This window comes from Streptomyces sp. NBC_00425 (genome assembly GCF_036030735.1).
GTDB lineage: Bacteria > Actinomycetota > Actinomycetes > Streptomycetales > Streptomycetaceae > Streptomyces.
On record NZ_CP107928.1, the window covers coordinates 2,009,225 to 2,030,717 of the forward strand.

The following is a 21,493-nucleotide window of genomic DNA, read 5'->3' on the forward strand; positions in this document are numbered from 1 at the left end:
CCGCCCTACTGCTTGGCGCCCACCTCGAACAGCAGCCAGAGGAACCCCGCGAAGAGGTGTCCGACGGCGATGTAGATGATCAGCCGGATCCAGAGGGTGCGGGGGAACTTCTCCTCGATGTCGCTCATGACGTCACTCCGGTCTCCGACGGGTTCGGGCCCAGGCACAGCGTGGCCGTGGGGCTCTGCAGCAAGGTGTGGACGAAGAGGAGCTCGACCCCGTCGGCGTCCTGTGCGGCGATCCGGTGCGGGGTGAGCGAGTCGAAGTGCGCGCTGTCACCGGGCCCGAGCAGGTCCGTGGCGTCCGCGAGGCGCAGCCGCAGCCGCCCGCGCAGCACGTGCAGCCATTCCTCGCCGGGGTGCACCCGCACGATGTCGCCCTGCGCCCCGTACGGGACGCGGACCCGCAGGGCCTGCATCGCCCGCCCGGACGCGCCGCTCTGCCAGTACGTCCAGCCGCCCGCGCGGGTCGGCTCCATGGTGGCGGCGCGCACGACGGCGTCCCGGGCGGCGGCCGTCTCGCCGAGCAGCTCCGAGACCGTCGTACCGTAGACGCGGGCGAGGGCGAGCAGCATCGGCAGCGAGGGCTGGCGCTGCCCGGTCTCCAGCCGGGAGAGATGGGCGGGCGACAGCCCGGCCGCCCGGGCGGCGGTCTCGAGGGTGAGGGCGGCCCGACGGCGCAGGTCGCGCAGTTGGGGGGCGACGGCGGAGAGCGCCTCGCTCTGTTCCGGCGAGGGCTCTGACTCGGTTGAGCTCATGCCTTCATTGGACGCCGATTTTGCCTCTGCGGCAAATTTCTTGCCTCAGAGGCAAAACGACGGTGACGCCTGCGGCGGCCCGTGCGGCGTCAGCGGTTGGCGACCGCCTGCTTGACCAGGGTCTTGCTGAAGTCCCACATCAGTCCGCCGCCGCTGTGCGCGTCGTCCATCACCGCGGTGAACGCGTCGACGAACCGGTCCACCTCCCGCTCCCCCACGATCAGCGGCGGGATCAGCTTGATCACCTCCAGATGGTCGCCGGAGACCTGGGTGAGGATCCGGTGGCGTTGCAGCAGCGGCACGACCACCATCTGCGCGAAGAGTCCCTTGCGGGCCGCCTGGAGCATCGTCCAGCGGCCGCGCAGTTTCAGCGATCTGGGCTTTCCGAACTCGATGCCGATCATCAGACCCCGGCCGCGGACGTCGGCCAGCAGCTCGTACTTCTCGACGAGTGCCGCCAGCCTGCTTCTGAGCAGGTCGCCGGTGGCCCGGGCGTTCGCCACGATCTGCTCGTTCTCCATGACGGACAGCACGGCGAGCCCGGCCGCCATGGCCTGCGCGTTGGAGCCGAAGCTCGCCGAGTGCACCAGCACCCGGTCCATGGAGGAGTAGACCTTCTTGAAGATCCAGTCCTTGCCGAGGGTGGCCCCGACCGGCACATAGCCCCCGGACAGCGCCTTGGCCACGCACACGAGGTCCGGCTCGACCCCCTCCTCGTGCTGGTAGGCGTAGAAGTCGCCGGTCCGCCCGAGGCCCGTCTGCACCTCGTCCGCGATGAGCAGCGCCTTGTGGCGGTGCAGCAGCTCCTGCGCGGCGCGCAGGTAGCCCGGCGGCGCCTCGTGCACGCCCTTGCCCTGGATCGGCTCGACGATCAGGGCGGCGACGTCGCCCTTCTTCACCTCGCGGGCCAGCGCGTCGAGATCGCCGAGGGGGATCGCCGTGTCGGGCAGCAGCGGGGAGAAGCCGTCCCGGAAGCCCGACTCGCCGTTCACCGACAGCGAGCCCGTGGTGAGCCCGTGGAAGGCGTGGTCGCAGTACAGGACCCTGGGCCGGCCGGTGGCGTACCGGGCGAACTTCAGCGCCGTCTCCACCGCTTCGGTGCCGCTGTTGCCGAAGAACGCCCGGTCCAGGTGAGGGCTGTGCGCGAGCAGCTTCTCGGCCAGCAGCCCGGGCAGCGGCTGGCAGTCGAAGCGGGTGAGGTCGGCGAGCCCCGCGTCGAGGACGTCGTGCAGCGCCTTGCGGACGACGGGGTGGTGACGGCCGAGGCCCATCACCCCGAACCCGGCGAGCATGTCCAGGTGGTCGTGGCCCTCGGCGTCCCAGAAGTAGGCGCCCTCGCCCCGCTCGTAGACCTTGTCGAAGCCGATGGTGTGCAGCATGCGCGGCAGCTGGTGATTGAGATATCTGGCGTGCAGCTCGTAGCGCTCGGCTCCGCGCTCGGCCAGCAGCGCGCCGAGGTCGAACTCCGTGGTCATTCAGCCTTCTCCTTGAGTGGGCCGGCGAGCGGACCGTGGGCGGACGTGACGCCCCGCACGGCCAGGCTCGCGCTGATCCGGCCGGCGATCTCGACAGGCGTCAGACCGACGTCGGCGAGCACCTCCCCGCGCTTGGCGTGCGCGAGAAACTGCTCCGGGATGCCGAACCGCCGGACGGGCACGTCGACCTCGGCGTCGCCGAGGGCCAGCGCCACCGCCGAGCCGACGCCCGCCGCCCGGCTGTTGTCCTCGACGACCGCCACCAGCCGGTGCTCGGCGGCGAGGCCGGGCAGGGCCGGATCGACGGGTTTGACCCACCGGGGGTCGACGACCGTGCAGGCGACGCCCCGTGCCTGCAGCAGTTCGGCGGCCCGCAGGCACACCGGCGCCATCACGCCGACGGCCACCAGCAGCACCTCGGGCCGTTCGGCGCGGTGCAGGACGTCCATACCGCCCACCGTGCCGACCGCCGGGATCTCCGGTCCGACCGACTCCTTGGGGAAGCGGACCACCGTCGGCGCGTCGTCCACCGCGACGGCCTCCCGCAGCTGGGCGCGGAGCTGGTCGGCGTCGCGCGGGGCGGCGATCCTGAGCCCGGGCACCACCTGGAGCGCGGACATGTCCCACATCCCGTTGTGGGACGCCCCGTCGACGCCGGTGACCCCGGCCCGGTCCAGGACGAACGTCACCCCGCAGCGGTGCAGCGCCACGTCCATCAGCAGCTGGTCGAAGGCGCGGTTCAAAAACGTGGCGTAGACGGCCACGACCGGGTGCAGGCCGCCGGTCGCCAGGCCCGCCGCGCTCACCGCCGCGTGCTGCTCGGCTATGCCGACGTCCCACACGCGGTCCGGGAAGCGTTCGGCGAACCTGCCGAGCCCCACCGGGTGCAGCATCGCCGCGGTGATCGCCACGACGTCGTCGCGTTCCTCGCCGATCGCCACGATCTCGTCGCCGAAGACCGACGTCCAGGACGGCCCGCCGGCGGGCGCGAGCGGGACGCAGGTGAGCGGGTCCATCGCGCCCACGGTGTGGAAGTGGTCCTCCTCGTGGGCGAGGGCGGGTTCGTAGCCGCGGCCCTTCTCGGTCAGGCAGTGCACCAGCACCGGCCCGTGGAAGCGCTTCGCCCGCCGCAGCGCGGACTCGACGGCTGCGACGTCGTGACCGTCGATCGGACCGACGTACTTCAGGCCGAGGTCCTCGAACATGCCCTGCGGCGCGAAGGCGTCCTTGAAGCCCTTCTTCGCGCCGTGCAGGGACTCGTAGAGGGTGTGCCCGACCAGCGGTGTGCGCAGCAGGACGTCCTTCCCCCAGGCCAGCACCCGCTCGTAGCCGTCGGTGGTGCGCAGCGCCGCCAGGTGGTTGGCGAGGCCGCCGATGGTGGGCGCGTACGACCGCTCGTTGTCGTTGACGACGATGATCAACGGCCGGTTCCTGGCGGCCGCGATGTTGTTCAGCGCCTCCCAGGCCATGCCGCCGGTGAGCGCGCCGTCGCCGATGACCGCGACCACATGGCCCTTGCCGCCCCGCACCTGGCGTGCCTTGGCGAGCCCGTCGGCCCAGCCCAGCGCGGTGGAGGCGTGGCTGTTCTCGATGACGTCGTGCTCGGACTCCTCGCGCGAGGGATAGCCGGACAGGCCGCCCTTCCCGCGCAGCTTGGAGAAGTCCTGACGCCCGGTCAGCAGTTTGTGCACATAGCTCTGGTGGCCGGTGTCCCACAGGATGCGGTCGCCCGGCGACTCGAACACCCGGTGCAGCGCGAGGGTCACTTCCACCACGCCCAGGTTGGGCCCCAGATGTCCACCGGTCCTGGCGACCGCGTGGATCAGGAACTCCCTTATCTCGTCGGACAGTTCACCGAGTTCCGCCTCGGACAGCGCCTTCAGGTCGCGTGGTTGCCGGATGGTCTCCAGGATCGTCACGTCGGGCCCCCTCTCGGTCCGTGCCTTGCCTCAACTCACCGTCACTGCCGGTTTCCCCGTGACCACGGGGGCCCCGGAGGCGGCCCCGTCCTGCTCCAACTGCTCGGCGATCCTCATCGCCTCCTCGATGAGGGTCTCCACGATCTTCGACTCGGGGACGGTCTTGACGACCTCGCCCTTCACGAAGATCTGGCCCTTGCCGTTGCCGGAGGCGACGCCGAGGTCGGCCTCGCGGGCCTCGCCGGGGCCGTTGACGACGCAGCCCATGACGGCGACCCGCAGCGGGACCTCCATGCCCTCGAGCCCCGCCGTCACTTCCTCGGCGAGCTTGTACACGTCGACCTGGGCGCGGCCGCAGGACGGGCAGGAGACGATCTCCAGCCCGCGCTGCTTGAGGTTCAGGGACTCCAGGATCTGGTTGCCGACCTTGACCTCCTCCACCGGAGGAGCCGACAACGAGACCCGGATGGTGTCGCCGATGCCCTCGCAGAGCAGCGCCCCGAAGGCGACCGCCGACTTGATCGTGCCCTGGAACGCCGGGCCCGCCTCCGTGACACCGAGGTGGAGGGGATAGTCGCACTGCGCGGCGAGCTGCCGGTACGCCTCGATCATCACGACCGGGTCGTTGTGCTTCACCGAGATCTTGATGTCACGGAAGTCGTGCTCCTCGAACAGCGACGCCTCCCACAGCGCCGACTCCACCAGCGCCTCCGGCGTCGCCCTGCCGTACTTCTGCAGCAGCCGACGGTCCAGCGAGCCCGCGTTCACACCGATGCGGATCGGCGTGCCGTGCTCCTTCGCCGCCTTCGCGATCTCCCGCACCTTGTCGTCGAACTGCTTGATGTTGCCCGGGTTCACCCGCACCGCCGCACAGCCCGCCTCGATCGCCGCGAACACGTACTTCGGCTGGAAGTGGATGTCCGCGATCACCGGGATCTGCGACTTGCGCGCGATCGTCGACAACGCGTCCGCGTCGTCCTGCGTCGGACACGCCACCCGCACGATCTGACACCCCGACGCCGTCAGCTCCGCGATCTGCTGCAACGTCGCCCCGATGTCCGACGTACGCGTCGTCGTCATCGACTGCACCGACACCGGGGCGTCTCCACCCACCGCCACGGAGCCGACCTGGATCTGCCGGCTCCTGCGGCGCGACGCCACCGGCCGGACCGGCATCCCGGGCAGGCCCAGGCTGACGGCGGTCACCGCCTCACTCCCGGTTTCCGTTGACGGTCTCGCGCATCGCGCGCAGGGACTCCTTCAGCGACCCCATGGTGGCGAGGACGGCGGTCGGCTCGTAGCCGCAGTGCGCCATGCAGTTGGCGCAGCGCGGGTCCTTCCCGCGGCCGTACCGGTCCCAGTCGGTCTCCTCGATGAGCTCGCGGTACGTCGGCACGTATCCGTCGCTCATCAGGTAGCAGGGCCGCTGCCAGCCGAAGAGGGAGTAGTTCGGGATGGCCCACGCGGTGCACGGGAAGTCGACCTTGCCCTCGAGGAAGTCGAGGAACAGCGGCGAGTGGTTGAGCCGCCAGCGACGCCGGTTGCCGCCCGAGAAGGCCTTCTTGAACAGTTCGCGGGTCTGCTCAACCCCGAGGAAGTGCTCCTGGTCGGGCGCCTTCTCGTAGGCGTAGGCGGGCGAGATCATCATCTCGTCGACCTTGAGGTCGTCGTTGAGGAAGTTGAGGACCTCGACGATGGTCTGCGGGGTGTCGGTGTTGAAGAAGGTCGAGTTGGTGGTCACCCGGAACCCGCGCCGCTTGGCCTCCTTGATGGCCGCCACGGCCTCGTCGAAGACGCCCTCCTTCGCCACCGACTCGTCGTGCCGCTCCCGCAGCCCGTCGATGTGCACGGCGAAGGCGAAGTAGGGAGAGGGCGTGAACTTCTCCATCTTCTTGCGCAGCAGCATGGCGTTGGTGCAGAGGAAGACGTACTTCCTCTTCGCCACCAACTGCCGGACGATCTCGTCGATCTGAGGGTGCATCAGGGGCTCGCCGCCCGCGATGGACACCATCGGCGCACCGGACTCCAGCACCGCACCGACGGCCTGGGCGACCGGCATGCGCTGTTTCAGCACTCCCGCCGGGTGCTGGATCTTGCCGCAGCCCTCGCACTTGAGGTTGCAGGCGAAGAGGGGTTCCAGCTCGACGATGAGCGGGAACTTGTCCCGCTTGCGGAGCTTCTGTTCAGCCAGGTATGTAGCGACCTTGATGGACTGGCGCAGCGGCATGGCCATGTGGCTCACCTCCGGGGGAGCAGAACATTACGGTGCCATTCGAAAAAAGCAGGCAGCACTGAACGAAGGACGCGGAAAGCCGATATTCCACCGCGCACCGTGCCGATCCGGACGAGTTCATGTTCAGGAGCGTCCACGACCACCCGTACGGCCGCAACCGGGCGCGGTTCGGCCCGCACGGCGCTCCAGAGCGTGGACGCCGACTCCATGTCGACCGCGATCGCGCCCGTCGCACGCAGGTCGGCCCGTTCGTGTCCGCGCACCACGTGGTCGGAGCCGGTGAGCGGGCCGGTGTGCACGGTGCGCCCCGGCAGGATGCGCACCAGCTCCTTGACCAGCAGGTCGGCGCCGACGCAGGGCACCCGGCCGCGCGGGTCCCGGGTCTCCTCGGCGACGACCAGGTCGCCGGGGTGCATGCCGGGCGCGAGACCGGCGCAGAAGCCGGTGGCCAGCACGACCGCCCCGCCGAGCACCGGGTCGGCCAGCACCCGGGTGACGGAGCGTTCCGCCGCTCTGGGGCCCATGCCCGTCCGCAGGACGGTGACCGGCCCGTCGGCCCCGCTGCGGTCGCCCAGGCGCAGGGCGAGGTGCTCGATGCCGAGCGCGCAGGCGATCAGCAGCGGGGCCGGGACGGGCTGCGCGTTCATCAGCTCCCCTCGGCCTCGATGGACGCCGCGTGCGGGGCGGGCTTCTTGCTGAACGGCTCTCCGTGCAGATACCGGCCCAGCGCGGTCAGCGGGAAGACCTGCCGGTAGAGGTGGTAGTTGATCGAGAAGTCCCAGGGGAATCCGGTGCCGGTGAAGTACGGCTCGTCCCAGGAGCCGTCCTCCCGCTGTGTCGCCGCCAGCCAGGCGACACCGCGTTCGACGGCCTCGGAGTCCCGCTCCCCCGCCGCCAGCAGCGCCATCAGGGCCCAGGCGGTCTGTGAGGCGGTCGAGGCGCCCCGGCCGCTCCAGCGGGCGGGGTCCCGGTAGGAGCGCAGGTCCTCGCCCCAGCCCCCGTCGTCGTTCTGCACCCGTTCCAGCCAGGCCACCGCCCGGCGGATCGCGGGATGCCGTGGGGACAGCCCCGCTGCCGTGAGCGCGGGCACCACCGACCCGGTGCCGTAGATGTAGTTGACGCCCCAGCGCCCGAACCACGAACCCTCCGGCTCCTGTTCGGCCAGCAGCCAGGTGATGCCGCGCCGGGTGCGCGGGTCGGCCGAGAGCCCCTCCACGGCCAGCATCTCGACCACGTGAGCGGTGACGTCGGCGGACGGCGGGTCGATGACCTCGCCGAAGTCGCAGAACGGCAGCCGGTCGGGGAACCGGCTGGTGTTGTCGACGTCGAAGGCGCCCCACGCGCCGTTCTTCGACTGCATCCCGAGGTTCCAGCGCACACCGCGCGCGATGGCCCGGTCCATCCGCTCCGGGTCGTGGTGCGCGACCCGGCGCAGGGCGAGCACCACCTCGGCGGTGTCGTCGATGTCCGGGTAGTTGTCGTTGTGGAACTCGAACGCCCATCCACCGGGCGGCAGTTGAGGCCTTCGTACCGACCAGTCGCCGGGGCGCACGACCTGCTCGCCGAGCATCCAGTCGGCGGCCTTGACCAGTTGCGGATGGTCGGCGGGCACTCCCGCGTCGGCCAGCGCGATCGTCGCCAGGCAGGTGTCCCACACCGGCGACTGGCAGGCCTCGATCATCCGGGCGCCGTCCTCGCGCCACACCGCGTAACGGTCGAGCGACCGCAGCCCGGCCTGCATCACGGGATGTCCGAAGTCGTAGCCGAGCAGGTGCAGGGCGATGACCGAGTACACGGCGGGCGGCTGGATCCCGCCCCAGCAACCGTCGTTCTCCTGGCGCTCGACGATCCACCGCGCGGCGGAGTTCAGGGCCGCCTTGCGCAGCCTGCGCACCGCGACCGTCCGGTATCCGCGCACCACCTTGTCGAGCCGCTGGAAGAGACCGTCCCAGGTGTTCACGGGGGCAAGAGGTCTGGGGGGACAGGGGTCGGCGGGGTCGGTGTGCAGCTCGTCGAGCGGGAAGGGCGCCGGGCGCACCGGGCGCTTCGCCGAGACGACGGTGAGCGGCACGATCGTCTGGCGGGCCCAGCAGCCGAAGTTGTAGATGCTCAGCGGAAACCATTTGGGGAAGAACAAGAGCTCGGGCGGCAGTTCGGGCAGGTCCTCCCACCTCCACCAGCCGAACAGGGCCAGCCAGATCCGGGTGAAGACCCGGGCGGCCGCGATGCCCCCCTGGTCGCGGATCCAGGCGGAGGCCCGGGCCATGTGGGGCGCGTCGGGTTCGTCGCCGGCCAGCCGCAGGGCGACGTACGCCTCGACGGTGGCGGAGAGGTCGGGCGGCCCGCCGTAGAAGGTGGCCCAGGTGCCGTCCTCGCGCTGCTCGCCGCGGACGAAGAGCGCGGTGGCCCGGGTGGTCGCCTCGTCGCGGATGCCCAGGAACTGGCGGAGCAGCAGATCCTCGGCGTCCATCGTGACGTTCGTCTCGAGGTCGCCCTTCCACCAGCCCTCGGCGTCCTGCCGGGCGAGCAGGAAGTCGGTGGCGCGTTGCGTGGCGCGTGCGGCGGCTTCTTGTACCCCGGCCGCCACGGGGATGGTGAGGGCTGTTTCGCTGGCCGCGGCAGCGCGGGGCGGCAGGGCCGCCCCGGTGCTTCCGTCGGTCGTCGCTGTCATGGCTTCCCCTTCGTGCAGTGTGCATCTCGTTGCGTCTGCTGTGGGTCCGCCGTCGGCCGGTGCTCTCTCTCCTCGCACACCGGCCGGCGACTACGCGAGGGCTATTCGACCGATAGTGATCATCTCTTTCGTACGACGACGAAGTCGGCGAGCGCCGTGAACCGCTCCCGCACCGGCTCGGGCATGTCCACGGCGTTCAGGGCCTCGATGGCGACGGCGTGCTGCCGGCGTGCCTCCCCGGCGGTCCACTCACGGCCGCCCGCCTCCTCGATCAGGGCGGCCCGGGCCGCGAACTCCTCCTCGGAGAAGTTGGCGAAGTCGCTGCTCTTGGCGTCCGCGGCGAGGATCTCGCCGAGCCGCTCGGAGGCGGGGCCGCCCGCGGCGAGGGCGGCCACCACGGGCAGTGACTTCTTGCGCTGGCGCAGGTCGCTCCAGGTCTGCTTGCCGGTGGCCTCCGGGTCGCCCCAGATGCCGAGGAGATCGTCGACGGCCTGGAAGGCGAGGCCGAGGTGGTGGCCATACCTCTCCAGGGTGTCCGCGGTGCGCTCGTCGGCTCCGCCGAGCACCGCGCCGATCGAGCTGGCGCAGGCCAGCAGGGCGCCGGTCTTGTTGCCCTCCATCTCCAGGCACTCCTCGACGCTGACCCGGTCGCGGTGCTCGTAGGAGATGTCCTGCGCCTGGCCGTCGATGAGGGCGCGGGTGGCGGTGGTCAGCCGGCGCGTGGCGCGGCCGGCCTCGACGGTGCCGAGTTCCAGCAGGATCTCGTTGGCGAGGGCGAACAGGGCGTCGCCGACCAGGATGGCCTGGGCGGGGCCGTGCACCTTCCAGACGGTGTCGCGGTGGCGGCGCTGTTCGTCGCCGTCCATCAGGTCGTCGTGCAGCAGCGAGAAGTTGTGGACCAGCTCCACGGCGACCGCGCCGGGGACGCCGACCTCGGGAGCGGCCCCGGCGACCTCCGCGGAGAGCACGGCGAGCGCGGGACGCACCGCCTTGCCGCCGTCGCCGTCGGTCGGGTTGCCCTGGGCGTCGATCCAGCCGAAGTGGTAGGCGGCGACCGTGTCCATCGGCGGCGCCAGACGGTCGACGGCCGCCCGCAGCACCGGTGTGGCCAGGGTGCGGCCGCGCTCCAGGAGCGCGGTCACGTCCACCGCGGTCCGCCGGGCGGCCGACGTGGCCGGGGGCACAGTGGGCACAGATTCTCCTCTTGTCGCGGTACCGGAGGGGGTGCGGGGGTGTGCCGAGCCGTGCTGGTCGAACGTCACCGGGTCCCACCTCGCAGGGATACGCCGGTTCCCTCCGGCTCTGGGCCGAAGGTGCGGGGGTCGCCCCCCGGGACGATGCTGTGGGCCGTCTCCTCGAACGCGAAGAGGCGACGGGGCCGGCCCAGGGCGCCGAGCGCGGCGTCCGCCGCGCTCACGCCGCTGCGGACCGCACCCTCCATGGTCGCGGGCCACCCTGTGGCGGTCCACGCTCCGGCCAGGTACAGGCCGGGGGCTTCGGTGCGGGCGCCGGGGCGGAGCCGCCCGACGCCGGGGGCGGGGGCGAACGTGGCGGTCCGCTCCCTGGTCACGAAGAAGTCCTTCACCTCGGCGCGGCGCGCGCCCGGCAGCAGCCGTCGCAGCTCGGGCAGATAGCGCTCGCGCAGGGCGGCGACGGGCTCGTCGATCTCGTCCTGTGCGGCGGACTGGGAGAGGGCGAGGTACTGGCCCTCGCGCAGCCCGGAGGCGTGGGTGCGGTCGAACACCCACTGCACGGGGGTGCCGAGGGCCGCGAAGAAGGGCGTGTCGAGCACCTTGCGGTCGTAGACGACGTGCACGTTGAGGATGGGCGCGGTGCCGATCTCGAGCAGTCGTCCGACGTCGTGGAGCGCTCCGGCGGGCAGCAGGTCGTAGGCCTCGCGCTGCGGTACGGCGAGCACGACGGCGTCCGTGCGGAGCGTCTCGCCGGGAATCCGCACGCGCCAGGTCCCGTCGTCGTCGGGAGCGAGGGAGGCGACGCGGGTACGGACCTCGGTGCGCACGCCCGCGGAGTCGAGCGCCCTGCGGGCCAGCCGGTCGTGCAGCTCGCCCAGCGGGACGTGCGCCCAGCCGATGTCGGCCGCGCCCGGGTCGGACAGCAGGCCGGTCTTGAACACCATCGCGGCGAGCCCCAGCGAGCAGTCGCCCGCGACCGCGTTGAGGGTGGCGACCCCGACCAGGTCCCACAGGGCCTCGACGGCGCGCGCCGACTGTCCGTGCGCGGTCAGCCAGCTGCCGAAGTCCTGCGCGTCCAGGGCCGGATCGGCGAGGTCGAGCCCCTTCAGCGCGAGCGCCGCGCGGCCAACCCTGGCGCGTTCGGCGAGCGAGAGGTGCGGATACGCGGCGAGGCTGCGCCCCAGATGCAGGGGCACCGGCAGGGCGTCGCGGCGCAGCCGGCCGAGCCGCCGCCCCTCGGGCTTGTCGACGTCGACGACGGGCACGTCGAGACGATTCTGCAGCGGCGCCAGCGCGCTGCCGTCGATGCGGTCGAGGAACCACCGGTAGGCGGTGCAGCAGCGCAGGTAGACGTGCTGTCCGTTGTCGACGGTCAGCTCGCCGCGCCGGAAGGAGAAGGCGAGGCCGCCGAGCCGGGGCCGCCCCTCGAGCAGGGTGACGCGCACACCCGCGTCGGCGAGCGCGAGCGCGGCGGTGACTCCGGCCAGCCCGCCCCCGACGACGACGGCGGTGCGCCCCGGAGGTCCGGGCGCCTGCGCGGCGTCCGCCAGCTGCTCGTCGTTCATCGTGCACCCTCCCGTGCAGGCCGGCCCTGGTGTTTGAATGCTGCACCGCAGGCCGTCGCAGTCAGGGACGCCGCGCCGCACCGGAGGGTTGCGCACCGCTTTTCCCCGGTGGCGTCACCGTGGCCCAGGTCGTCGCCCGGCACGTCCATCAGGCGTGCCTCCTGACGCTCCGTCGCGACACGTGCCGGGCGTCCAGGCCCGACAGGCCGCGCACGGCGACATAGGCCTTCTCCCGGCCGGGCAGCGAGACGCGGCCGCGCAGCACGGCCTCGGGGTCGCGCTCGATGCGGTCGAGGAGCCGGCGGTAGATGCCGGCCATGGCGGCGACGCAGGCGCCGCTGCGCCGGTCGAGCATGGGCAGCAGCCGGTAGCCCTCGGCGAAAAGGGTGCGGGCCCGCCGCACCTCGAAGTGGACGAGACCCGCGAAGTCGGAGCCCTCCGGCGGCTTCGGCCCGTCGAACCCGGCCGAGCAGCCGAACTTGGCGAGGTCGTCGGCGGGCAGATAGGTCCGGCCGCCCGCCGCGTCCTCGCGCACGTCTCTGAGGATGTTCGTGAGCTGGAGTGCGAGCCCGAGCGTGTCGGCGTACTCCGGCGCGCGCTCGGCTCCGCGCGCCCCCGGCTGGGTGCCGAACACACCGAGGGAGAGCCGCCCGATGGCGCCCGCCACGCAGCGGCAGTACACCTTCAGGTCGTCCCAGGTCTCGTACGTCTCGCCGCGCACGTCCATCAGCACGCCGTCGATCAGTTCGTCCAGGCCGCCCAGCGGGACCGGGAAGGCCCGGGCCGTGTGCGCGAGGGCGACGGCGACGGGGTCGGTGTCGTCCTCCTCGATCTCGCCCGCGCGGATGCGGGTGAGCAGCGCCCTGGTGTCCTCGAGCCGGGCACTCTTGACGTCGCCGTCCAGCGCGCCGTCGCCGATGTCGTCGACGCGGCGCGAGAAGGCGTAGAGCGCCGACATCGCGCGGCGTTCGGGCGTGGGCAGCAGCCGGATCCCGTACGCGAAGTTGCGGGCCTGATGTCCGGTGACGGTCTCGCAGTAGCTGTAGGCGGCGAGTACCGGTGCGGACGCGTGCACGGACGACTCCACGGTCCGGATCACCCCTCTCCTCGCAGGGTCACGCCCACCTCGCGCAGCAACTGGAGCTTGCCGGGCTTGGGCGGGCCGGGAAGTACGTCGTACTCGGCGGCGGCGATCGCTCGGATCGCCGCCCTTCCTCCCGCCACGAACCCCGCGAGCAGCAGTCTCAGCCTGCCGTGGACGCTACCCACCAAGGGGGCGCCTTCATTCAGCAGATCGCGGGCGCGTTGCGCCTCGTACGCGACCAGCGCGCGCACCGACGCGCCCGCGGTCCCCTCGGCAAGGTCCGTTTCCTGGACGTGAAAGCGCTTCATGTCCGCGGCGGGCAGGTAGACACGGTCACGGCCGAGGTCCTCGGTCACGTCCTGCAGGTGTTCGACGATCTGCAGTGCGGTGCAGACGGAGTCGGAGAGGCGGATCCGCTCGGGGCTCGAGGCGCCGGTGACGGCGAGGACCAGTCGGCCCACGGGATTGGCGGACAGCTCGCAGTAGGCGAGGAGGTCGTCGTAGGTCTCGTAGCGGGTGACGAGCTGGTCCTGCCGGTTGGCGGCGATCAGGCCGAGGAAGGGCTCCGGACCGAGCGCGCGGCGGCGGACGGCCGGCTGGAGGCGGCGCAGCAGAGGGTGCCGGGGCGTGCCGTCGAAGACCCGTCGCAGATCGGCCTCGAACGCGTCCAGCAGGACCATGCGGTCCGCGGCCTCGGCGGCCGGCACGCCGAGCAGCCGGGCGTCGGCGCCGCCCGGCGCGAGGTCTCCGTCGCCGATGTCGTCGACGAGACGGGCGAAGCCGTACACCGCCATGAGGTCGTCACGCCAGGCCCGGGGCAGGAAGAAGGGGGCCACGGGGAAGTTCTCGTGCGCGGCCTTGTCCAGCGTGGCGTCCACCGGGTCGCCGACGCCCGGCGCGGCGGTCGCCGTCATCCCCGGCCGCCCGCTGCGGAAACGGCGCGGCCTGCGCTGAGCTGGGGAGTTTCCGTAGCCAATGCCGTCACATCTCCCGTTCTACACTGCTGACCCAATACACACTATTTCGGACACGCCGCCCGCACGTCGGCGCGGGCTTCGGCCATGGGCGCTGAGCGTTATCGCCCCACTTGACGCGTTTCGGGACCGGTCCAGCTTACGTTGTACAACGCAGCAAGGTGCGCAGGGGTGTCCTGCACATCACAACAACACACCGATTGGCGTCAAGATTCCTTGCGCGGGCGGGAGTTGACGCTTCCTTTGCAGACGCGGGGCCCCGCCGGACAGTTCCGACGGGGCCCCGGCGGCACGAGCTACTTGCCCGAGAACTTCTCGTACTCCCGCAGGACCTCTTCGGTCGGCCCGTCCAGACGCAGTTCACCGCGTTCCAGCCAGAGCACCCGGTCGCAGGTGTCCCTGATCGACTGGTTGCTGTGGCTGACCAGGAACACCGTGCCGGCCTGCTCGCGCAGCTCGCGCACCCGTGCCTCGGAGCGCCGGCGGAACTTGGCGTCGCCGGTGGCGAGGGCCTCGTCGATCATCAGGACGTCGTGGTCCTTGGCCGCGGCGATGGAGAACCGCAGCCGGGCCTGCATGCCGGAGGAGTAGGTGCGCATCGGCAGGCTGATGAAGTCGCCCTTCTCGTTGATGCCCGAGAAGTCGACGATCCCCTGGTAGCGCTCCCTGATCTCCTCACGGGACATGCCCATCGCCAGACCGCCCAGGGTGACGTTGCGTTCGCCGGTGAGGTCGTTCATCATCGCGGCGTTGACGCCGAGCAGCGAGGGCTGTCCGTCGGTGTAGACCTTGCCGCTCTCCGGCGGCAGCAGCCCGGCGATGGCGCGCAGCAGCGTGGACTTGCCCGAGCCGTTGGAGCCGATCAGACCGATGGCCTCGCCCCGGTGGGCGACGAAGGAGACGCCGCGCACCGCGTGCACCTTGCGCACGCCGCGTTCCTCACCGCGCTTGACGATACGGCTGAGGGCGGCGGTGGCGCTGCCCTTCCCGCTCTTGGCGCCGTTGACGCGGTAGACGATGTGGACCTCGTCGGCGATGACCGTCGGGACCCTACGTCCCGCCTTCTCCCCCGGAAGCGGATCAACCACGGCCGTACCTCTCCTCCGCCTTCCAGAAGTACACGAACCCGCCGACGGCCATGAGGACCGCCCAGCCGCCCGCGACCGCCCACACGTGGTCGGGCAGGTTCTCCGCGCCGTACTCCTCGATGAGCGCGAAGCGCATGAGGTCCATGTAGATGGCGGCGGGGTTCCACTGCAGGACGTTCGCCACCCACTGCGGCTTGTCCGCGAGGAAGACGGGGATGGAGAACATCACGCCGGAGGCGTACATCCACGTCCGCATCACGAACGGCATCAGCTGCGCCAGGTCGGGGGTCTTCGCGCCGGCCCGCGCGAACACCAGCGCCAGGCCGGTGTTGAAGCAGAACTGCAGGGCCAGCACCGGGACGATCAGCGTCCAGGACAGGTCCGGGTAGCTGCCCATGCCGATCACCACGGCGAACAGCACCAGCATCGAGTACAGCAGTTGCTGGAGCTGCTGCAGCGCGAAGGAGATCGGCAGCGAGGCGCGCGGGAAGTGCAGCGCGCGCACCAGACCGAGGTTGCCGGAGATCGCCCGGACGCCGCTCATCACCGAGGTCTGCGTGAAGGTGAACACGAAGACGCCCGTGACCAGGAAGGGGATGTACACGTCCTTGGGCATCCCGCGACTGGCGTTCAGGAGGAGGCCGAAGATCATGAAGTACACGGCCGCGTTCAGCAAGGGCGTTGCCACCTGCCACAGTTGGCCCAGCTTGGCCTGGCTGTACTGCGCGGCCAGCTTCGCCCGGGAGAACGCCAGGATGAAGTGACGGCGCCCCCACAGCTGGCGCACGTACTCCCGCAGCGGAGGCCGGGCGCCGCTCACGGCCAGCCCGTACCTGGCTGCCAGCTGCGCCGCCGTGAGGCCCTCGTCGGGCGACGGAAGCGCGCTCACGGCGACTCCGACGTCATGCGTTGTCTCACTCACAGGTAGGAAACCTTCGTCTTCGGGATGCGCGGCCTTGAGGGGGCCCGCATGAGCCGGGGGCCGCGGTACGTCCCGGGGCCCTCAGGGACGAGCTTGTCAGATCACCGGAGGCCGGCCCAGTCGGGTCAGCCGCCACACCGTACGCCACTTCATGGGCCTGCGCGGCCCGCAGGGAGTGCTCCAGCCCTCCCGGAAACCGCCGAACCACGCCTTCAGGGCCGGCCCCGAGGGGCGGCGGACCAGCGTGAGCAGCATCCAGACCCCGAGGTAGACCGGGACCAGCGGGGCGGGAAGGTTCCGGCGGGCCAGCCACACCCGGTTGCGGGCCACCATGCGGTGGTAGACCGCGTGCCGTGAGGGCGCGGTCGTCGGGTGGTACAGCACCATGTCCGAGCGGTAGTCGATCATCCAGCCCGCGTCGAGCGCCCGCCACGCGAGGTCGGTCTCCTCATGGGCGTAGAAGAACTCGCCGGGGAGGCCGCCGACCTGCTCGAGCACCTTCGTGCGGACGGCGTTCGCGCCGCCGAGGAAGGTGGTGACCCGGGACGAGCGCATCGGGTCGGAGGCACGCAGCCGGGGCACGTGGCGGCGCTGGGTGACGCCGGTGTCGGGGTCGGCGATCCGGAAGCTGATGATGCCCAGTTCCGGATCGGCGTCGAAGGCCCGGCGGCACAGCTCGGCCGTGTCCGTGTGGGCCAGCAGTCCGTCGTCGTCCAGGAAGAGCAGGACGTCGACGTCGCGGCCGCCGGGCCCGAAGGCCTCGATGCCGACGTTGCGGCCGCCGGGGATGCCGAGGTTCTCGGGCAGCTCGACCGTCCGGACGCCCTCGGGGACGTCCGGGACGGGCGCGCCGTTGCCGACCACGACCACCTCCACCCGGTCGCCGTCCTGCCCTGCGACCGAGTCGAGCAGGGCCCGCAGCTCGTCGGGGCGGTTGCCCATGGTGATGATCACCGCGCCGACCTTCGTCGCCGCGCTCACTTGAGCCTGCTCGAGGCGAGGATGGACACCAGGTGCAGCAGCGTCTGCAGCAGCGCGATGCCGGCCAGCACGGCCACACCGAGCCGGGAGAAGAACAGGTCGCCGCGCATCTGGTCGGCGACGGCCAGGACCAGGATGAGCAGGGACGCCTCGATGCCGAGGATCAGCCGGTGGAACTGGAGCGCCGAGGCGGCCCGGCGGGCCAGCGCCATGCCGGAGGAGCGCGGCTCGGACGCCGACTCCTTGACCGGCGGCATCCCGCCCTGGTGGCGGGCGACGCCGACGAGGTCGGTCTCCGCCTTGATCAGGATCGCGCCGAGCGCGGCCAGCGTGCCGAGGAAGGCCCACAGCCAGTCGATGCGCCCGCTGCCCCACAGGTCGGCGGCGCGCAGACCGAAACCGACGAGCACGGCCGCGTCGGTCAGGTACGCGCCGACCCGGTCCAGATAGACCCCGGCCAGCGAGTACTGCTTCTTCCAGCGCGCGATCTCGCCGTCCACGCAGTCCAGCAGCAGGTACATCTGGACGCAGACCACGCCGAGCACGGCACCCGTGATCCCCGGCACCAGCAGGGCCGGGGCCGCGAGCACCCCGAAGACGGTCATCAGATACGTGAGCTGGTTGGGCGTGACCCTGGTGTTCACCAGGTAGCGGTCCACCCGCAGGGACACCTCACGCATGTAGAGGCGTCCCATCCAGTGCTCACCGCTGCGCCGGTCCTTCACCCCCGGGGGGTGGACGACCGGTCTGAGTTCAGCTACCGATGGCCTTGACATATTCGGTGTAGACGTCCTTGATCTGGTCGGGCTTGAGGTCGAGGTGTTCGAGGATCGTGTAGCGGCCGGGCCGGGTCTCGGGAGCGAACCCCACGGCGCGGACGAACTCGTCCACCGTGAAGCCGATGTCCTGCGGCAGGACGGGCAGTCCGTGCCGCCGCAGTACCTGGGCCATGTAGGCCGACTCCTCGTGCGCTCCGCGCAGGTACATCGCGAAGGCCGCGCCGAGTCCGCACTGTTCCCCGTGGGCCGCGGCCCGCCGGGGGAAGAGCAGGTCGAAGGCGTGGTTGATCTCGTGGCACGCGCCGGAGGAGGGGCGGGAGTCGCCCGACACCGACATCGCGATGCCGCTGAGCACCAGTGCCTCGGCCAGCACCTGGAGGAAGCCGGTGTCGCCGATGCCGCCCGGGTGCCGCAGCACGGCCTCGCCGGCCTGGCGGGCGATCGCGGCCGCGAGACCGTCGATCTTCTCGCCCTTGACCTGGTGGGCGAGCTCCCAGTCGGCGATCGCCGAGATGTTGGACACCGCGTCGCCGATGCCGGCGCGCACGAACCGCACCGGCGCCTCGCGGATGACGTCCAGGTCGATGACGACCGCGATCGGGTTCGGCACGCCGTAGGAGCCGCGCCCCGCGTCGTTGTCGAGGGTGGCGACCGGCGAACACAGGCCGTCGTGCGCGAGGTTCGTCGGCACGGCGACCAGCGGCAGGCCCACCCGCGCCGCGGCGAACTTGGCGCAGTCGATGATCTTGCCGCCGCCCAGGCCCACGACGGCGTCGTAGTGGCCGGCCTTTATGTCGCCGGCCAGCTGGACGGCGTCGTCGAGGGTGCCGCCGCCCACCTCGTACCAGGTGGCGCCGGGCAGGGCCGGGGTGAGACGCTCGCGCAGCCGGGCGCCCGAGCCGCCGCTGACGGCGATCGCGAGCTTGCCCGAGTGCGAGATGCGCTCGTCGGCGAGGACCCCGACCAGGTCGTCGAGGGCGCCCGGGCGGATGTCCACGACCACCGGTGAGGGAATCAGCCGGGTCAGTACTGGCACGCGATCTCCCGTCCGCGGGCGAGATCGTCGTGGTTGTCGATCTCCACCCACTTGACGTCGCCGATCGGCGCCACGTCGATACGGAAGCCGCGGTTCACCAGTTCCTGGTACCCGTGCTCGTAGAACTGCTGCGGGTCGGTCTCCCACACGGTCTTCAGCGCGTCGGCCAGTTCGGGCGCCGCGTCGCCCTCGATGAGCGTGACGCCGATGTACTCGCCGGTCGCCTCGGCCGGGTCCATCAGCTTGGTGATCTTCGTCATGCCCTTCTCGGGGTCGACGACGACCTTCATCTCCTCGTCCGCGAGGGACTTCACGGTGTCCAGCGCGAGGATGATCCTCCTGCCCTCGCCACGGGCGGCCAGCAGCGTCCGCTCGACGGAGACCGGGTGCACGGTGTCGCCGTTGGCGAGGATCACGCCGTCCTTGAGGGCGTCACGACCGCACCACAGGGAGTACGCGTTGTTCCACTCCTCGGCCCTGTCGTTGTCGATGAGGGTGATCCTGAGGCCGTACTTCGCCTCCAGCGCCGCTTTGCGCGCGTACACGGCCTCCTTGCGGTAGCCGACGATGACCGCGACCTCGGTCAGCCCGATCTCGGCGAAGTTGCCGAGCGTCAGGTCGAGGACCGTGGGCTCGCCTTCTATGCCCGCGGGCCCCACCGGCACCAGCGCCTTGGGCAGGCTGTCGGTGTAGGGGCGCAGACGCCGTCCGGCGCCGGCCGCCAGCACGAGGCCGATCATGCGGGTTCTCCTTCATCGTGTACGGCGGGAGCGCCACCCTTGTGAGCGGCCACCCAGAAGCGGATGCTCTCGAGGAGCACCACCACGGCGACGGCCACGGCGAGGACCGTGAGCGCGACCGTGAACTGCGAAGCGGTGAGCAGCGCGGCCAGCACGGCCACGAGCAGCGTCCGCCCCTCCTGCCCCCCGACGGTGCGCACCAGCCAGGCCGGCGGCGCTCCGGCGTCGCCGCGGATGCGGTACACCGTGTCGTAGTGATGGTAGGCGACGGCGGCGACCAGCCCGAAAGCCGCAGGAAGCGCTCCGTCCACGTCGGCCCGGGCCGCCAGGATCAGGACCGTGCCGTACTCGGCGGCGCGGAACAGCGGGGGGATCAGCCAGTCGAGGGAGCCCTTGAGGGGATGGGTGACGGCCTCGGCGGACGCCAGCACGTACGCGCCGGCCATCAGGACGACCCACCAGCTCGGGCCCCACATCCAGGCCCCGAGGGCGACCAGGACGGCGCCGACGGCGGCGCTGAGGGGCGCCGTGCGCCGGGGCTTGCCGGGAAGGAGGCGGACCAGCGCCTCGGTCAGCGGCCCGCTGTCCGCGAGGTCCGCCAGCGCCTGCGCCGCCCGGTCCGTCCGCCTGGCCTTGCGGGTCAGCGAGCGCAGAACGCGGCCCGCCGTCGTGTACGTCGCCGCGAAGGCACAGCCGATCAGCAGCGCGTAGAAGGTGATGCGGGGGGTGGTGAGCGCGGTCAGCACGGCGATCATGGCCCATCGTTCGCCGATGGGCAGAACTATCATCCGCCGCACCCAGACCGTCCAGCCCACGCTGTCGAGCTTGTCGGAGAGGGCGGCGGTGGGGCTGGTGTTGGCGGTGGCGTCGTGGTTGGCCTCGTTGAAGGAGAAGTCCACGACGTGCCGGCAGGTCTGCAGGACCATGGCGCCCAGCGCGAGCGCCCACACGTCGTCGCCGCCGCGCGCCGCCCCCAGGGCGAGGCCCGCGTAGTAGGCGTACTCCTTGGCCCGGTCGAAGGTGGCGTCGAGCCAGGCGCCCAGGGTGGAGTACTGCAGGGAGTAGCGGGCGAGCTGGCCGTCGGTGCAGTCCAGGACGAACGAGGCGATCAGCAGGACGCCGGCCGCGACGAACCCGCCGCGGGTGCCGGTGGCCGCGCAGCCCGCCGCGATCAGCGCGGTGATCAGCGAGGCGGTCGTGACCTGGTTCGGGGTGAGGCCGCGACGGGCGCACCAGCGGGCGATGTAGCGGGAGTACGGGCTGATGAAGTACGTGGTGAAGAAGCCGTCGCGGGCCTTGACGGCCGACTTCAGGCGCACCGCCTCGTCGTCCAGGGCGGCCACGGCCTGCCGTGCCTCGTTGCGGGTCTGCGGGTCGACGGGGACCTGCGCGACCAGGCTGCCCAGTTCGGGGCGGTGCACTCCGACGCCGTCGGCGTCGAGGGCGGCGACCACACGGTCGGCGAGGCTCTCGACGGCCAGCAGGGTGCCGCCGCTCGCGGAGTTCTCGCGGGCCATCGCGCGGGTCAGGGCCTGCCGGCCGGCCGGCTGCGCGGTCAGCGCGCCCGGGATCGCGGCGAGCGGGAAGCGGGGGTCGGTGAGCCCGAGGCGCAGCGCGTGCTCGTGGCCGACGAAACGGGCGTCCACGACGGCGACGCGCTGGTCGCCGGGGACGGCGGCGAGGAGTGTCTCGGCGTCACCGGCGTCGGAGGCGGTCAGGACGTCGAAGCCGAGGGACCGCAGGTCGCCCTCGATCGACGATCCGGGGACCGGCGAGCCGGTGAGGATGGCGGTCGACAACCGAACTCACTCCCTGGGTCCGGCGCGGTTCACGCCGGTCATGAACGATGGGGGGCGCCCCTTGGCTGCACCGGCGACCTCACCGGCGCCGCACCAGGCGGGCGGCATGTCGGCAGAGGCTATCGGATGCCGGGAAGGCCGCGTTCACCGCCCGTTGCGGCACGGCCGACACGGTCCCCGGCGCCACCGTCCCCCGGTGGAACCGGCCTTCGCCGAGATCATCATGGGTGATCGGCGGCCCGGCCGACAAACCGCGGCCCCCGGAGCCGACATCCCG

Annotated in this window: 20 protein-coding genes; all 20 read right to left on the reverse strand. The window is 71.6% G+C overall.

Features of this window, described 5'->3' with window-relative positions:
* Positions 1-5: 5 nt before the first annotated feature.
* On the reverse strand, positions 6-128 hold the full coding sequence (locus tag OHS82_RS08250) for a DUF6126 family protein (RefSeq protein WP_057583803.1): 123 nt from the start codon (positions 126-128) through the stop codon (positions 6-8).
* Positions 125-757: a helix-turn-helix domain-containing protein gene (locus tag OHS82_RS08255; protein ID WP_057583801.1), complete on the reverse strand. Its 633-nt coding sequence runs from the start codon at positions 755-757 to the stop codon at positions 125-127. The genes OHS82_RS08250 and OHS82_RS08255 overlap by 4 nt, the downstream gene beginning before the upstream one ends.
* Before the next feature lie 89 nt (positions 758-846).
* On the reverse strand, positions 847-2,232 hold the full coding sequence (locus OHS82_RS08260; protein ID WP_057583799.1) for an aspartate aminotransferase family protein: 1,386 nt from the start codon (positions 2,230-2,232) through the stop codon (positions 847-849).
* On the reverse strand, positions 2,229-4,151 hold the full coding sequence (gene dxs, locus OHS82_RS08265; protein ID WP_057583797.1) for a 1-deoxy-D-xylulose-5-phosphate synthase: 1,923 nt from the start codon (positions 4,149-4,151) through the stop codon (positions 2,229-2,231). The genes OHS82_RS08260 and dxs overlap by 4 nt, the downstream gene beginning before the upstream one ends.
* A gap of 30 nt (positions 4,152-4,181) precedes the next feature.
* The gene (gene ispG / locus OHS82_RS08270; protein WP_328433608.1) at positions 4,182-5,357 is read right to left on the reverse strand and encodes a flavodoxin-dependent (E)-4-hydroxy-3-methylbut-2-enyl-diphosphate synthase; all 1,176 of its coding nucleotides are present in this window, start codon (positions 5,355-5,357) and stop codon (positions 4,182-4,184) included.
* A 4-nt stretch (positions 5,358-5,361) separates the two neighbouring features.
* Positions 5,362-6,384 (reverse strand): adenosyl-hopene transferase HpnH, encoded by a 1,023-nt coding sequence (gene hpnH / locus OHS82_RS08275; protein ID WP_057582718.1) that lies wholly within the window; start codon positions 6,382-6,384, stop codon positions 5,362-5,364.
* A gap of 5 nt (positions 6,385-6,389) precedes the next feature.
* Positions 6,390-7,031: a phosphorylase family protein gene (locus OHS82_RS08280; protein WP_057582719.1), complete on the reverse strand. Its 642-nt coding sequence runs from the start codon at positions 7,029-7,031 to the stop codon at positions 6,390-6,392.
* Entirely contained in the window at positions 7,031-9,055 is a 2,025-nt protein-coding gene (shc, locus tag OHS82_RS08285; RefSeq protein WP_328433609.1) for a squalene--hopene cyclase, read from the reverse strand. Before shc ends, OHS82_RS08280 begins: the two co-directional genes overlap by 1 nt.
* Positions 9,056-9,174: 119 nt before the next feature.
* Entirely contained in the window at positions 9,175-10,239 is a 1,065-nt protein-coding gene (locus tag OHS82_RS08290) for a polyprenyl synthetase family protein (protein ID WP_057582721.1), read from the reverse strand.
* A gap of 74 nt (positions 10,240-10,313) precedes the next feature.
* Positions 10,314-11,813 (reverse strand): hydroxysqualene dehydroxylase HpnE, encoded by a 1,500-nt coding sequence (hpnE, locus tag OHS82_RS08295; protein WP_057582722.1) that lies wholly within the window; start codon positions 11,811-11,813, stop codon positions 10,314-10,316.
* Complete coding sequence (locus OHS82_RS43475) at positions 11,810-11,962, reverse strand: DUF6380 family protein (RefSeq protein WP_443042006.1); 153 nt, start codon at positions 11,960-11,962, stop codon at positions 11,810-11,812. The genes hpnE and OHS82_RS43475 overlap by 4 nt, the downstream gene beginning before the upstream one ends.
* Positions 11,962-12,912 carry a presqualene diphosphate synthase HpnD gene (gene hpnD, locus OHS82_RS08300; protein WP_057582723.1) on the reverse strand — a complete coding sequence of 317 codons (951 nt, stop codon included), beginning with the start codon at positions 12,910-12,912 and terminating at the stop codon, positions 11,962-11,964. The genes OHS82_RS43475 and hpnD overlap by 1 nt, the downstream gene beginning before the upstream one ends.
* Positions 12,909-13,811, reverse strand: a complete 903-nt coding sequence (gene hpnC, locus OHS82_RS08305) for a squalene synthase HpnC (protein WP_057582724.1) — start codon at positions 13,809-13,811, stop codon at positions 12,909-12,911. The genes hpnD and hpnC overlap by 4 nt, the downstream gene beginning before the upstream one ends.
* Positions 13,812-14,167: 356 nt before the next feature.
* Positions 14,168-14,959, reverse strand: coding sequence for an ABC transporter ATP-binding protein (locus OHS82_RS08310; RefSeq protein WP_057582725.1), 792 nt, complete (start codon positions 14,957-14,959; stop codon positions 14,168-14,170).
* Complete coding sequence (locus OHS82_RS08315) at positions 14,952-15,881, reverse strand: ABC transporter permease (RefSeq protein WP_057582726.1); 930 nt, start codon at positions 15,879-15,881, stop codon at positions 14,952-14,954. Before OHS82_RS08315 ends, OHS82_RS08310 begins: the two co-directional genes overlap by 8 nt.
* A 96-nt stretch (positions 15,882-15,977) precedes the next feature.
* Entirely contained in the window at positions 15,978-16,862 is an 885-nt protein-coding gene (locus OHS82_RS08320) for a glycosyltransferase family 2 protein (protein ID WP_328433610.1), read from the reverse strand.
* Entirely contained in the window at positions 16,859-17,638 is a 780-nt protein-coding gene (locus OHS82_RS08325; protein ID WP_079041548.1) for a CDP-alcohol phosphatidyltransferase family protein, read from the reverse strand. Before OHS82_RS08325 ends, OHS82_RS08320 begins: the two co-directional genes overlap by 4 nt.
* Positions 17,616-18,677 carry an iron-containing alcohol dehydrogenase family protein gene (locus OHS82_RS08330; protein WP_057582729.1) on the reverse strand — a complete coding sequence of 354 codons (1,062 nt, stop codon included), beginning with the start codon at positions 18,675-18,677 and terminating at the stop codon, positions 17,616-17,618. Before OHS82_RS08330 ends, OHS82_RS08325 begins: the two co-directional genes overlap by 23 nt.
* Positions 18,665-19,417, reverse strand: a complete 753-nt coding sequence (locus tag OHS82_RS08335; protein WP_057582730.1) for a phosphocholine cytidylyltransferase family protein — start codon at positions 19,415-19,417, stop codon at positions 18,665-18,667. Before OHS82_RS08335 ends, OHS82_RS08330 begins: the two co-directional genes overlap by 13 nt.
* Positions 19,414-21,216 carry a DUF5941 domain-containing protein gene (locus tag OHS82_RS08340; protein WP_328433611.1) on the reverse strand — a complete coding sequence of 601 codons (1,803 nt, stop codon included), beginning with the start codon at positions 21,214-21,216 and terminating at the stop codon, positions 19,414-19,416. The genes OHS82_RS08335 and OHS82_RS08340 overlap by 4 nt, the downstream gene beginning before the upstream one ends.
* Positions 21,217-21,493: the final 277 nt, after the last annotated feature.

What these genes read in the sequence shown, in the direction of transcription:
- OHS82_RS08335 (WP_057582730.1), bottom strand. Translation starts at nt 19,417, where the DNA reads ATGATCGGCCTCGTGCTGGCGGCCGGCGCCGGACGGCGTCTGCGCCCC.
- hpnH (WP_057582718.1), bottom strand. Translation starts at nt 6,384, where the DNA reads ATGGCCATGCCGCTGCGCCAGTCCATCAAGGTCGCTACATACCTGGCT.
- hpnE (WP_057582722.1), bottom strand. Translation starts at nt 11,813, where the DNA reads ATGAACGACGAGCAGCTGGCGGACGCCGCGCAGGCGCCCGGACCTCCG.
- OHS82_RS08250 (WP_057583803.1), bottom strand. Translation starts at nt 128, where the DNA reads ATGAGCGACATCGAGGAGAAGTTCCCCCGCACCCTCTGGATCCGGCTG.
- shc (WP_328433609.1), bottom strand. Translation starts at nt 9,055, where the DNA reads ATGACAGCGACGACCGACGGAAGCACCGGGGCGGCCCTGCCGCCCCGC.
- OHS82_RS08255 (WP_057583801.1), bottom strand. Translation starts at nt 757, where the DNA reads ATGAGCTCAACCGAGTCAGAGCCCTCGCCGGAACAGAGCGAGGCGCTC.
- hpnC (WP_057582724.1), bottom strand. Translation starts at nt 13,811, where the DNA reads ATGACGGCGACCGCCGCGCCGGGCGTCGGCGACCCGGTGGACGCCACG.
- OHS82_RS08325 (WP_079041548.1), bottom strand. Translation starts at nt 17,638, where the DNA reads ATGTCAAGGCCATCGGTAGCTGAACTCAGACCGGTCGTCCACCCCCCG.
- OHS82_RS08260 (WP_057583799.1), bottom strand. Translation starts at nt 2,232, where the DNA reads ATGACCACGGAGTTCGACCTCGGCGCGCTGCTGGCCGAGCGCGGAGCC.
- OHS82_RS43475 (WP_443042006.1), bottom strand. Translation starts at nt 11,962, where the DNA reads ATGGACGTGCCGGGCGACGACCTGGGCCACGGTGACGCCACCGGGGAA.
- OHS82_RS08280 (WP_057582719.1), bottom strand. Translation starts at nt 7,031, where the DNA reads ATGAACGCGCAGCCCGTCCCGGCCCCGCTGCTGATCGCCTGCGCGCTC.